At 71.4% G+C, this 11326-nt stretch carries 14 protein-coding genes and 1 tRNA gene; 4 read left to right on the plus strand and 11 right to left on the minus strand.

The genetic code is table 11. The features are described 5' to 3' along the window. Positions 1-143 precede the first annotated feature (143 nt). The 8 genes from AC1VWI_RS23515 to AC1VWI_RS23550 all read right to left on the minus strand — a co-directional run bounded on the left by AC1VWI_RS23515 (position 144) and on the right by AC1VWI_RS23550 (position 4123). A complete protein-coding gene (locus AC1VWI_RS23515) occupies positions 144-1010 on the minus strand; it encodes an RNA polymerase sigma factor SigF (protein WP_499512995.1) in 867 nt (288 codons plus the stop codon). A 161-nt stretch (positions 1011-1171) separates the two neighbouring features. After that, on the minus strand, positions 1172-1468 hold the full coding sequence (locus tag AC1VWI_RS23520) for a Dabb family protein (RefSeq protein WP_499512996.1): 297 nt from the start codon (positions 1466-1468) through the stop codon (positions 1172-1174). Between the two features lie 31 nt (positions 1469-1499). Continuing rightward, positions 1500-1664: a hypothetical protein gene (locus tag AC1VWI_RS23525; protein ID WP_018558266.1), complete on the minus strand. Its 165-nt coding sequence runs from the start codon at positions 1662-1664 to the stop codon at positions 1500-1502. Between the two features lie 346 nt (positions 1665-2010). Continuing rightward, positions 2011-2367 carry a hypothetical protein gene (locus AC1VWI_RS23530; protein WP_499512997.1) on the minus strand — a complete coding sequence of 119 codons (357 nt, stop codon included), beginning with the start codon at positions 2365-2367 and terminating at the stop codon, positions 2011-2013. Positions 2368-2559: 192 nt separating this feature from the next. Beyond that, positions 2560-2646: transfer RNA gene (locus tag AC1VWI_RS23535), tRNA-Ser, on the minus strand. Between the two features lie 10 nt (positions 2647-2656). After that, positions 2657-3112 carry a tRNA adenosine(34) deaminase TadA gene (tadA, locus tag AC1VWI_RS23540; RefSeq protein WP_499512998.1) on the minus strand — a complete coding sequence of 152 codons (456 nt, stop codon included), beginning with the start codon at positions 3110-3112 and terminating at the stop codon, positions 2657-2659. 38 nt (positions 3113-3150) lie between these two features. Further along, complete coding sequence (locus tag AC1VWI_RS23545) at positions 3151-3693, minus strand: tRNA adenosine deaminase-associated protein (RefSeq protein WP_499512999.1); 543 nt, start codon at positions 3691-3693, stop codon at positions 3151-3153. Positions 3694-3913: 220 nt separating this feature from the next. Further along, the gene (locus AC1VWI_RS23550) at positions 3914-4123 is read right to left on the minus strand and encodes a hypothetical protein (protein ID WP_499513000.1); all 210 of its coding nucleotides are present in this window, start codon (positions 4121-4123) and stop codon (positions 3914-3916) included. A gap of 146 nt (positions 4124-4269) precedes the next feature. Between AC1VWI_RS23550 and upp the strand changes: the two genes are divergently transcribed. Continuing rightward, positions 4270-4905, plus strand: coding sequence for a uracil phosphoribosyltransferase (gene upp / locus AC1VWI_RS23555; RefSeq protein WP_499513001.1), 636 nt, complete (start codon positions 4270-4272; stop codon positions 4903-4905). A gap of 90 nt (positions 4906-4995) precedes the next feature. On the opposite strand, the gene AC1VWI_RS23560 is transcribed toward upp, so the two are convergent. Together AC1VWI_RS23560 and AC1VWI_RS23565 are read right to left on the minus strand one after the other, a co-directional pair. Beyond that, positions 4996-5673: a LytR C-terminal domain-containing protein gene (locus AC1VWI_RS23560; protein ID WP_499513002.1), complete on the minus strand. Its 678-nt coding sequence runs from the start codon at positions 5671-5673 to the stop codon at positions 4996-4998. A 132-nt stretch (positions 5674-5805) separates the two neighbouring features. After that, positions 5806-6102 (minus strand): type II toxin-antitoxin system VapB family antitoxin, encoded by a 297-nt coding sequence (locus AC1VWI_RS23565; protein WP_499513003.1) that lies wholly within the window; start codon positions 6100-6102, stop codon positions 5806-5808. A 97-nt stretch (positions 6103-6199) separates the two neighbouring features. Between AC1VWI_RS23565 and AC1VWI_RS23570 the strand changes: the two genes are divergently transcribed. Next, on the plus strand, positions 6200-7750 hold the full coding sequence (locus tag AC1VWI_RS23570; protein ID WP_499513004.1) for a helicase HerA-like domain-containing protein: 1551 nt from the start codon (positions 6200-6202) through the stop codon (positions 7748-7750). Between the two features lie 2 nt (positions 7751-7752). Here AC1VWI_RS23570 and AC1VWI_RS23575 read toward each other — a convergent pair whose 3' ends face one another. After that, entirely contained in the window at positions 7753-8349 is a 597-nt protein-coding gene (locus AC1VWI_RS23575; protein WP_499513005.1) for an HhH-GPD-type base excision DNA repair protein, read from the minus strand. Between the two features lie 142 nt (positions 8350-8491). Here AC1VWI_RS23575 and AC1VWI_RS23580 point away from each other — a divergent pair, with 142 nt between their 5' ends. Both AC1VWI_RS23580 and AC1VWI_RS23585 read left to right on the plus strand, forming a co-directional pair. Continuing rightward, positions 8492-8917, plus strand: coding sequence for a DUF7144 family membrane protein (locus tag AC1VWI_RS23580; RefSeq protein ID WP_499513006.1), 426 nt, complete (start codon positions 8492-8494; stop codon positions 8915-8917). A gap of 143 nt (positions 8918-9060) precedes the next feature. Continuing rightward, positions 9061-11280: a family 2 encapsulin nanocompartment cargo protein terpene cyclase gene (locus AC1VWI_RS23585; RefSeq protein ID WP_499513007.1), complete on the plus strand. Its 2220-nt coding sequence runs from the start codon at positions 9061-9063 to the stop codon at positions 11278-11280. Positions 11281-11326: the final 46 nt, after the last annotated feature.

Consider the following 11326-nt stretch of genomic DNA (forward strand, 5'->3'; position numbering starts at 1 on the left):
GTGTCGCGGGCGACGGTTCGTTCCCCACTGGAATACCGGAGGCCGGACCGCGACAAACGCAGTTCCCGCAGAATGTCACATGTCGGCAACGCGCTGTAGCGCCATGTCGACTTATTTCCCGGGGGGTGGGTAGTCCTTAAGGGTTACGATTCGAGCTGGTTTGCGGATCGCAGCCGGGCGAAGCTGCGCGAGAGCAGCCGGGAGACGTGCATCTGCGAAACCCCGAGTTCGGCGCTGATCTGCGATTGCGTCAGATTGCCGAAGTAGCGCAGCAGCAGGATCCGCCGCTCCCGCTCGGGGAGCTGCACCAGCAGGTGCCGCACCAGGTCCCGGTGCTCCACGCCGGTCAGGGCCGGGTCCTCGTAGCCGAGCCGGTCCAGCAGCCCGGGCGCCCCGTCGCCGCCCTCCTGGGCCGCCTCCAGGGACGTGGCGTGGTACGCCCGCCCGGCCTCCAGGCAGGCCAGCACCTCGTCCTCGGAGAGCTTGAGCCGGTCGGCGATCTCCGCGGTGGTGGGGGTGCGCCCGTGGGCCACCGTCAGGTCCTCGATGGCGCCGCTGACCTGGACCCACAGCTCGTGCAGCCGGCGCGGGACGTGGACGGTGCGGACGTTGTCCCTGAAGTAACGTTTGATCTCGCCCACCACGGTCGGCATCGCGAACGTCGGGAACTGCACCCCGCGTTCCGGGTCGAAGCGGTCGATGGCGTTGATCAGCCCGATCGTGCCGACCTGGACGACGTCCTCCATCGGCTCGTTGCGGCTGCGGAAGCGGGCGGCCGCGTACCGCACCAGCGGCAGGTTCACCTCGATGAGGGCGGCCCTGACCCGGGAGTGCTCCGGGGTGCCGGGCTCCAGCCCCGACAGCTGGTCGAACAGCACCTGTGTCAGCGCCCGCGCCTCCACCGCGTTGCTGTTGGTGCTTCCGCCGCGATTGCCGCCGCCGGTGGTCGTACCGGTCCCGCTGCCGTCTCCGGAGGTCGATGGTGACGCGGGTCGGGCCGACACGGACATGCCACTCCTCATCGGTCCACTCATCCGGCAAAAGCGGTCATAGCATCACAATTCATGTGGACTGTGTGCAAGTGAGGCGCGGCCCTCGATGAAAAAGCCCTCCGCCCGGCGGGCGGAGGGCTGTACGGCAGGAGCGGGGCCCGAGGGGCCGCCGCGGGGGGTCACTCGAACATGTAGTCGGCGACCACCCAGGTGGAGAATTCGCGCCACAGCGCGACCCCGGCCTGGTGTGCGGGATGCTCCAGGTACGTCTTGAGCGCGTCGGCGTCCGCCACCGAGGAATTGATGGCGAAGTCGTAGGCGATCGGGCGGTCCGAGATGTTCCAGCCCAGTTCCCAGGAGGCCAGCTCGGGGATCTGCCCGCCGAGCCGCTCGAAGGCGTCGACGCCGGCCACGACCCGCGGGTCGTCGCGCTCCACGCCTTCGCCGAGCTTGAAAAGGACCAGGTGGCGTATCACGGTGCTGTGCTCCTCACCGGCTCCCGGCCGGTCAGTTGACCAGCGCGGTCATGAACTCCCCGACGCCCTTGGCGGCGTCCGATATGCCCTGGAAGCCTATCTGCACGAGATCGGCTGCGCGGGCCGGCGATGTCACGATCGTATAGAGCACGAAAGCCACGATGACGTACATGGTGATTTTCTTCGCCTGCGCCATGGCTGGAGTGTATCCACCGGATGGCCCAATCAGACCGGGTGACGGAAGGCCTCCTTGCGGGTGATCCACGGGCCCGCCCCGCTCCGTGTGTGACGCTCGCCACAGCGGGTTCGGAAGGCCGGAAAACGCCGAGAACGCCCGGTCCGGAAGGGGCGGGTACCACGGGGGGTCGTCGCTCGCGGCGGTGGCGGTGGGCCGGCGTGCCGAACGGTTGCGACCAGCCCCCACGGTGGGGGGTAGCTGTCCTGCGCATGGTCCCCTGGCGGCGTCATCGGTTCCGTACAGCGGCACTGCGATGCTGAGTGCTGCCGCAGCGGGGCCCGCGGCCGACTTGCTGACACAACCGTCAGCAGTTCTCGTTACTCATGACTGCGCCGAAGACGATGAGCTGATCGGGAGTCGTCTTCGCACTACAGATCTTCCATGCATCGCCGTCCCCGATCGTGCGATGCTCTCCGCTCGCGTCGAAGAGTTGCACGTCAGCGTCGGGGCCGATCTGCTCGACCGCCCGCTTCACGTTGCCGCCGAGGAAGTTGGGCATCGGAACGTCGCCCGGGCCGGAGCGTGAAGCGGTCGACGTCATTGAAGGTCGGGACGGGGCGACGTGGCCCTGAGACTCCTGCGGCTGAGGGGAGGTGCTGCATGCGGTGAGCCCGGCGAGGACGGTGATGGCGACAACCGATGTGACAGAGCGGGTGCGCATGTCTCCCTCGGTGGTGGCCGTATTCCGGCTCGGAAGCACTCTGTGGGGCTCCCTGCCGGATGGATCGGGGGAGGAGGACGACGACGCCTCCTCAGGAGCCCTCGTGCCGGCCAACTGAGACCAGAAACGAGACCACGACAAGGGGCGGCACCCGGGAAAATTTCCCAGGCGCCGCCCCTCACCAGTTCAGAGCGGTAGCGGTGGGATTTGAACCCACGGAGGAGTTGCCCCCTCACACGCTTTCGAGGCGTGCTCCTTAGGCCGCTCGGACACGCTACCGAGAGAGAGCTTAGCGGACGTCCGGGTGTGCTCCGAAATCCTTTGACCGGAAGAAGCGGGTGAGGAGCTCACCGCACTCCTCGGCGAGCACGCCGTGGATCACCTCCGGACGGTGGTTGAGCCGGCGGTCGCGGACGAGGTCCCACAGGGAGCCCGCCGCCCCGGCCTTCTCGTCGAGCGCGCCGTAGACCACGCGTTCGAGGCGGGAGGCGATGACGGCCCCCGCGCACATCGTGCACGGCTCCAGGGTCACCACCAGCGTGCAGCCGGTCAGCCGCCACTCCCCGAGCGCCTTCGCGGCCTCGCGGACGGCGAGGACCTCCGCGTGGGCGGTCGGGTCGCCGACCGCCTCGCGTTCGTTGCGGCCACGCCCGATGACCGTGCCCTGCGGGGACAGCACCACCGCGCCCACCGGCACGTCGCCGGTGCGCGGGGCGAGGCGGGCCTCCTCCAGGGCGAGCCGCATCGGGGCGACCCAGGGGTCGCGCAGCGGGTCGGGCGCGGTCAGCGGACCGCCTCCAGCACGTCGGCGCAGCCCAGCGAGTCGGCGATCTCCCCGAGCGCCTCCCCGGTCAGCGCGCCGTCGCCGCTGAGGGCCAGCAGCTCCTTGTCGCTCATGCCGAAGTCCGCGAGGAGCTCGGCGTCCCCGAGCGGGCCCACGGGGACGTGGACCTCCGTCGGGCCGGGCACCACGTCGTCGTCGAGTTCGTCGGCGTCACCTTCCTCGGTGCCGTCGAGGTCGACGATCTCGTCCAGGTCCTCCGGGTCGCGGCCCAGCAGTTCGTCGGTGAGCAGGATCTCCCCGTACGAGCTGCGCGCCGCGGCGGCGGCGTCGGACACGTAGATCCGCGGGTCCTCCTCCCCGTCGACGCGGACGACGCCGAACCAGGCGTCCTCCTGTTCGATGAAGACCAGGACCGTATCCTCCCCGGCTGAAGCCGCCCGGGCCAAGTCGGTCAGGTCGCCGAGGGTTTCCACATCGTCGAGATCGGTCTCGCGCGCTTCCCAACCGTCCTCGGTGCGCGCGAGCAGTGCGGCGAAGTACACCGTGACTCTCCCACAGGTCTCAGGCCGTCCGGACTTTCGGGCGGGAGTCGAATGATCTGGCGCAGGTCCCCGCCCACACTCGGCATCGTGGCAGAAACCTCGGCTTTGCGAAGGGTCTTCCGCGCTGCGTCGTGAGAGGCCTTCCGGCTTTTTTCCGCGTGGCGGCCTGCGGGGACCCCCTCGGCGCCCGCCAGGTGGGGGCATTGTGCCGACCTGGGGACTACCAGCGGAACGTCCGCATCCGCATCTGCTGGCGTGCGCGTGCCGCGCGCGCCCGGCGTGGCTGGACGCGGTCGCGCAGTTCCTTGGCCTCGTTGAGCTCGCGCAGGAACATGGCGCGCCGCCGTCTGCGTTCGGCGTCGCGATCCTGCTGCGTACGGGCGTCGCCCGTGTCGTCCGCGCCGGCGCCGTCGCTGCCGCGCTCCGCCATGGGGCACCACCCCTAGAGATCCACGTGCCCGGCCGGGACAGGTCCGGGCGTAAGGGCACGCATTCCCCCTCCCGGGTGGTTCGAAGCGTGACCGGCCGCACGGACCGGGCGGGCCGGGGGACAGGCCGAACGTTAGAGTCGTGGACATGCGGATCCACGTCGTCGACCACCCCCTGGTGGCGCACAAACTCACCACCCTGCGCGACGAGCGCACCGACTCGCCGACCTTCCGTCGGCTGGCCGACGAGCTGGTCACCCTGCTCGCCTACGAGGCGACCCGTGACGTGCGCACCGAGCAGGTGGACATCAGCACCCCCGTCGCGGACACCACGGGCGTGCGCCTGTCCCACCCGCGTCCGCTGGTCGTGCCGATCCTGCGGGCCGGCCTCGGGATGCTGGAGGGCCTGGTGCGCCTCCTGCCGACCGCGGAGGTCGGCTTCCTCGGCATGATCCGCGACGAGGAGACCCTGGAGGCCAAGACCTACGCCACCCGCATGCCCGAGGACCTGTCCGGGCGGCAGGTGTACGTCCTCGACCCGATGCTGGCCACCGGCGGCACGCTGATCGCCGCGATCGACCTGCTGATCGAGCGGGGCGCCGACGACGTGACGGCCGTGGTGCTGCTCGCCTCCCCCGAGGGCGTCGAGGCGATGGAGCGCGCGCTGGCCGGCAAGCCGGTCACCGTGGTCACGGCGGCGGTCGACGACCACCTCAACGAGCACGGCTACATCGTCCCTGGCCTCGGCGACGCGGGCGACCGCCTCTACGGCACGGCCGGCTGACGCCGGTCGTCCCACGACACGCGGGACCGGCCGCCGGGGCCCATGCCCCGGCGGCCGGTCCCGTCGTACGACGCGACGGGAACCGTGGGCCTAACAGGCGCCGGCGCTCGGCGCCGCGCTCGGCCGGGCCAGGGCGGCGAGGGCCTTCTCGACGGCCTTGTCGCCGGAGAGCTTGGTGAAGCCCTTGCCGAGCATGACGTCCACCGTTCCGGTGGGGCGCTTGGAGCCGGCGGCCGCGGGCTTCAGCGTGACCGTGCCCTTGACCTGGGCGCCGACCAGCTTCATCGCGGCCTCGGCCTTGGGCCCGTGGCCGCCGATCAGCAGCGCGGCCACCTGCACCTTGCGGTCGTACTCGGGGTCGGCGTTGCCGAAGGTGCCCACCTTGAAGCCGCGTGCGGCGAACTCGTCGGCGGTGTCCTTGGCCAGGCCGCCCTTGGCGGTGGCGTTGTAGACGTTGACCGTGAGCTCCCCGGGTTCCGGGAAGGCGGTGGGCACCGTCGAGGCCGAGCCCGGTGCGGCCGCCGCCTTGCAGGTGCGTTCCTTGGCGGCGTTCTCCGCCTTGGCCGCGGCGTTCTTCGCGGGCGTGGACTTGCCGCCGAAGACGTCGACCAGTTGGAGCGTGCCCCAGCCGGCCAGGCCGACAACGGCGACGGTCGTCACGACGACCGCCACGATGCGCACCCTGCTCCGGGGGCGGCGCATCCGGGGGTACTGGTTCCCGGTGACCCGGTACTTTCCGCCCATGCCAGGGGGCGTCAGCATGCTCATGTGCGCAGCGTAGTGCGATCGGGCGTCCGGGCCTACTAAACGATCAACCAATCGGGGCCAATGAGGGGCACTTGAACCCGAAAGGGCGAAGGAGTCCCCCGGCGGAGACGGGTCCGCGGAGCGGTCCGGGGGTCAGTCCATCTCCAGCACGCGGGCGTGCAGCACCTGGCGCTGCTGCAGCGCCGCGCGCACGGCCCGGTGGAGCCCGTCCTCCAGGTAGAGGTCGCCCTGCCATTTCACGACGTGCGCGAACAGGTCCCCGTAGAAGGTCGAGTCCTCGGCGAGGAGGGTCTCCAGGTCGAGGTTGCCCTTGGTGGTGACCAACTGGTCGAGGCGTACCGGACGTGGGGCGACGTCCGCCCATTCACGGGTGCTTTTCCGGCCGTGGTCGGGGTACGGCCGCCCGCTTCCGATGCGCTTGAAGATCACACGGAAAGCCTACCGGGCAAGGGCGTACGGGCGCAGCAACGGCGCAGGAGTGCGATGGTGGGCAAATACGGTGATAGCGGGAGCAGTGGAGCAGCCCATGACCACGCCGAGCCCGCCCGGCACCGCCCGGGCCATCGCCGAGGGGTACGCCTTCACGGGGCCGGCCCTCGAACTCGGCGCCCTGCTGTGGGAGGACCGGGTGCTGCCGGAGGCGCCCGTGCGCGTCCCGCTGGCGGTGCTCAACCGGCACGGGCTCGTCGCGGGGGCCACCGGCACCGGCAAGACCAAGACGCTGCAGCTCGTCGCGGAACAACTCTCGGCGCAGGGCGTGCCGGTCTTCCTCGCCGACGTCAAGGGCGACGTCTCCGGCATCTCGTCCCCGGGGGTGCCCGGCGACCGCGTTGCCCGGCGGGCCGCCGAGGTGGGCCAGGAATGGAGCCCGGCCGGCTGCCCCGCCGAGTTCTACGCCCTCGGCGGCATGGGCCGGGGCATCCCGTTGCGGGCCACGGTGACGAGCTTCGGTCCCGTTCTGCTGTCCAAGGTGCTCGGGCTCAACACCACGCAGGAGCAGTCGCTCGGCCTGATCTTCCACTACGCCGACACCAAGGGCCTGGAACTGCTGGACCTGAAGGACCTGCGGGCCGTGGCCACCTTCCTCACCTGCGACGAGGGCAAGCCGGAGCTGAAGGGGATCGGCGGGGTCTCGCCGGCGACGGCCGGGGTGATCCTGCGGTCGCTGACGGCCTTCGAGGCACAGGGGGCGGGGGCCTTCTTCGGCGAGCCCGAGTTCGACACCGCCGAGCTGCTGCGGACGGACGGCGACGGGCGGGGCGTCGTCTCCGTGCTGGAACTGCCCGCCGTGCAGGACCGGCCGCAGCTGTTCTCCACCTTCCTCATGTGGCTGCTGGCCGACCTCTTCGAGGACCTGCCGGAGGTCGGCGACCTGGACCGGCCCAAGCTGGTCTTCTTCTTCGACGAGGCCCACCTGCTGTTCACCGGGGCGAGCAAGGCCTTCCTGGAGGCCATCACGCAGACCGTGCGGCTGATCCGCTCCAAGGGCGTCGGCATCTTCTTCGTGACGCAGACCCCGAAGGACGTGCCCTCCGAGGTGCTCGGCCAGCTCGGCAACCGGGTCCAGCACGCACTGCGCGCCTTCACCCCGGAGGACGCCAAGGCGCTCAAGGCGACGGTGCGCACCTTCCCCACCTCCCCGTACGACCTGGAGGAACTGCTCACGGGGCTCGGCACCGGCGAGGCCGTGGTCACCGTCCTCGACGAGGACGGCGCCCCCACCCCGGTCGCCGCGGTGCGGCTGCGGGCGCCGCGGTCGCTGATGGGCCCCGCCGACCCCGCGGCGATGGACGCGGCGATCGGGAACTCGGCGCTGTACGGGCGCTACGCGCAGGCGGTGGACCGGGAGTCGGCGTACGAGCGGCTGGCCGGGCGTCAGGCGCCGGCGCCCGTGCGGCCGTCCGCACCGGTGCCTGCCGGGCGGGGGCGCCGGGAGCGGCCGGAGGAGGGGACGGGTGTGGTGGAGCAGGTGATGGGCAGCGGTGTCTTCCAGTCGCTGGCCCGCTCCATCGGCACCCAGCTCGGGCGGGAGATCACCCGGTCCCTCTTCGGCACGTCCAAGCGCCGCCGTCGTTAGGGTCAGGACCCCTTCGCGGCCTTCGCCTCCTTGGCGGCCCGCTTCTGCTCCTGCTTGAAGGCCCGCACCTTGTCCAGCGACTTCGGGCCGGTGATGTCGGCGACCGACCGGTGGGAGCCCCGCTCCCCGTACGCGCCCGCGGCCTCGCGCCACCCCTTCGGCGTCACGGCGAGCTGCTTGCCCAGCAGCGCCAGGAAGATCTGCGCCTTCTGCTTCCCGAAGCCGGGCAGCTCGTTGAGCCTGGTCAGCAGCTCGCGGCCGTCGGACACCTCGCGCCAGACCGCCTCGGCGTCACCGTCGTAGTGCTCCACGAGGTACTGGCACAGCTGCTGGACCCGCTTGGCCATCGATCCCGGGTAGCGGTGGACGGCGGGCTTCTGCGAGAGCAGCTCGGAGAAGGCCTCGGGGTCGTAGGCCGCGATCTCCCCGCAGTCGAGGTCGTCGCGGCCCATGCGCTGCGCGATGGTCCAGGGGCCGGAGAAGGCCCATTCCATGGGGATCTGCTGGTCGAGCAGCATGCCGACCAGGGCCGCCAGCGGACTGCGGGAGAGCAGGGCGTCGGCCTCGGGCTGCTGGGCGAGGTGGAGTGTGGTCGTCATGCACCGATGATCTCGCCTGCCGGGGTTTGCCGCCCCTGGGTCACCCGGACGGCGCAGCGCGGATGGCCGTACGCACCGGCCGGGCGGACCGTGTGGAGTGTCCGGGCAGCGAGCCCGGGCGGCGAGGGACGGGAGCCATCTCATGAGCCAGCAGACACAGCCGGTCACCGGGCGCCCGCACTCGGGCCTGGCGTCGGGCGGTACCACCTTCGCCGGTGTGCTGCTCATCGTCTCCGGTGTCGTGATGATCTTCGAGGGCATCTCGGCCATCGCGCAGGACGACATCTGGGTCCGGCTGGGCGACTACGTCTTCAAGTTCAACCTGACGGCCTGGGGCTGGATCCACCTCGTGCTCGGCGTGCTGGTCATCGTGGTCGGCGCCGCGTTGCTCCAGAACGCCCCCGACTGGGCCCGGGTCGCCGGTGTCGCCCTGGCCGCGTTCAACATCGTCGTGAACTTCGCGTGGATGCCGTACACCCCGGTGTGGGCGATCATCGTCATCGCCATCGACGTCTTCGTCATCTGGGCGCTGTGCAGGAGCTGGGGGGAGCACCCCAAGCGGGCCTGACCTCCGCGGACGACGGGGGCCGGCCCGGCGCACGGGCCGGCCTCCCCGGCCGTTCCCGGGGTGTTCCCAGGGTGTTTTCACCCGTTCGTATGGGTTGTCCGTCATGCCGGATAGCGCCCCCGGCCCCGGGTAGCGCTGAACGAGTGACGCAGCCATTTGAACTGCCCGACTTCTACCTGCCGCACCCGGCGCGACTCAATCCCCACGTGGAGCGGGCCCGGGAGCATTCCCGCAGCTGGGCGCGGGAGATGGGGATGCTCGAAGGCTCGGGCATCTGGGACACCGGCGACCTCGACTCGCACGACTACGCGCTGCTGTGCGCGTACACGCACCCGGACTGCTCCGGACCGGCCCTGTCCCTGGTGACGGACTGGTACGTATGGGTCTTCTTCTTCGACGACCACTTCCTGGAGGCGTTCAAGCGCACGCAGGACCGCGAGGGCGGCAAGGCGTACCTGGACCGGCTGCCGGCCTTCATGCCGATGGACCTGGCGCAGGGCATGCCCGAGCCGCGGAACCCGGTGGAGGCGGGCCTCGCCGACCTGTGGGCGCGCACGGTGCCGGCGATGTCCATGGACTGGCGCAGGCGCTTCGCCGAGAGCACCGAGCACCTGCTCAACGAGTCCCTGTGGGAGCTGTCCAACATCAACGCGGGCCGGGTGCCCAACCCCGTGGAGTACATCGAGATGCGCCGCAAGGTCGGCGGCGCGCCCTGGTCGGCGGGGCTGGTGGAGTACGCCGCCGGAGCCGAGGTGCCGGCCGCCGTCGCGGGGGCGCGGCCGCTGCTCGTGCTGCGGGACGCCTTCTCCGACGCGGTGCACCTGCGCAACGACCTCTTCTCGTACCAGCGCGAGACGGAGGAGGAGGGCGAGCTCAGCAACGGGGTGCTGGTCCTGGAGACCTTCCTCGGCTGTACGACGCAGGAGGCCGCGGAGTCGGTCAACGACCTGCTGACCTCCCGGCTCCAGCAGTTCGAGAACACCGCGCTCACCGAGTTGCCGCCGCTGTTCGCCGAGCACGCGCTCGACCCGGAGCAGTGCGCGCGGGTGCTGGCGTACGCGAAGGGCCTGCAGGACTGGCAGTCCGGCGGCCACGAGTGGCACATGCGCTCCAGCCGCTACATGAACGGCGGCGGGGCGGGGGCCGCGGACGCCGGGTGGTCGCCGTTCGCGCTGCCCGGTGGGCTCGGGCTGTCGGCGGGCACCGTGCGGACCACCGGCCGCGCCGAGGCCGCCCGCGCCCGGGGCTTCACCCATGTGCCGCGGCGCACCGGGCCGACCCCGCTGCCCGACTTCCTCATGCCCTTCCCGGCCACGCTCAGCCCGCACCTGGACGCCGCCCGGCGCCACGTCGTCGACTGGGCGCACCGGATGGGCCTGCTGCTGCCGCAGCCCGGGGTCCCGCACTCCCACGTGTGGGACGAGCACAAGCTGACCGCCTTCGACTTCCCGCTCTGCGCCGCCGGCATCCACCCCGACGCGACCCCCGAGGGGCTGGACCTCACCTCGGACTGGCTCACCTGGGGCACCTACGCCGACGACTGGTTCCCCGCCGTGTACGGCCGCACCCGCGACCTGGCCGGCGCCCGCGCGGCCAACGAGCGGCTGTCGGCCTTCATGCCGGTCGACGGCTCCGCCACCCCGGCCCCGGTCAGCGCCCTGGAGCGGAGCCTGGCCGACCTGTGGGCGCGGACGGCCGGGCCGATGGAGCCGCAGGCGCGGCGCCGCTTCCGCACGGCCGTCGAGAACATGACCGCCGGCTGGCTGTGGGAACTGGCCAACCAGGCGCAGAACCGCATCCCCGACCCGGTCGATTACCTGGAGATGCGCCGTCACACCTTCGGCTCCGACCTGACGATGAGCCTGTGCCGGCTGGGCCACGGCGAGCGGGTGCCGGAGGAGGTCTACCGCAGCGGGCCGATGCGGTCGCTGGAGAACTCCGCCGCCGACTACGCCTGCCTGATGAACGACGTCTTCTCGTACCAGAAGGAGATCGAGTACGAGGGCGAGATCCACAACGCCCTGCTGGTCGTGCAGAACTTCTTCGACTGCGACGAGCAGGCCTCGCTCGCCGTCGTCCACGACCTGATGACCGGGCGCATGCGGCAGTTCCAGCACGTCGCCGCGAACGAACTCCCGGTCCTCTACGACGACTTCGGGCTCGGCGCGGACGCGCGGGCGGTGCTCGACGGTTATGTGCGCGAGCTGCGGAACTGGCTCGCGGGCATCCTGACCTGGCACCGCGGCTGCCGCCGCTACGACGAGGAGGAACTGCGCCGCCCGGTGGGGGGAGGCCGGCTGCCCACCGGGCCGACCGGACTGGGGACCTCCGCGGCGCGCCTGGCGGTCCTGGCCGCGCGCTGACCGCCACGGCGGGGGCGGGGGCGGGGGCCGGGGCGGGGGCGCCGGG

Source organism: Streptomyces sp. TOM-9, from assembly GCF_056858595.1.

Excerpts from the sequence above, each read along its gene's own strand:
- AC1VWI_RS23515 (WP_499512995.1), bottom strand. The coding sequence starts at position 1,010 with ATGTCCGTGTCGGCCCGACCCGCGTCACCATCGACCTCCGGAGACGGC.
- AC1VWI_RS23525 (WP_018558266.1), bottom strand. The coding sequence starts at position 1,664 with ATGGCGCAGGCGAAGAAAATCACCATGTACGTCATCGTGGCTTTCGTG.
- AC1VWI_RS23530 (WP_499512997.1), bottom strand. The coding sequence starts at position 2,367 with ATGCGCACCCGCTCTGTCACATCGGTTGTCGCCATCACCGTCCTCGCC.
- tadA (WP_499512998.1), bottom strand. The coding sequence starts at position 3,112 with ATGCGGCTCGCCCTGGAGGAGGCCCGCCTCGCCCCGCGCACCGGCGAC.
- AC1VWI_RS23550 (WP_499513000.1), bottom strand. The coding sequence starts at position 4,123 with ATGGCGGAGCGCGGCAGCGACGGCGCCGGCGCGGACGACACGGGCGAC.
- upp (WP_499513001.1), top strand. The coding sequence starts at position 4,270 with ATGCGGATCCACGTCGTCGACCACCCCCTGGTGGCGCACAAACTCACC.
- AC1VWI_RS23560 (WP_499513002.1), bottom strand. The coding sequence starts at position 5,673 with ATGAGCATGCTGACGCCCCCTGGCATGGGCGGAAAGTACCGGGTCACC.
- AC1VWI_RS23570 (WP_499513004.1), top strand. The coding sequence starts at position 6,200 with ATGACCACGCCGAGCCCGCCCGGCACCGCCCGGGCCATCGCCGAGGGG.
- AC1VWI_RS23575 (WP_499513005.1), bottom strand. The coding sequence starts at position 8,349 with ATGACGACCACACTCCACCTCGCCCAGCAGCCCGAGGCCGACGCCCTG.
- AC1VWI_RS23580 (WP_499513006.1), top strand. The coding sequence starts at position 8,492 with ATGAGCCAGCAGACACAGCCGGTCACCGGGCGCCCGCACTCGGGCCTG.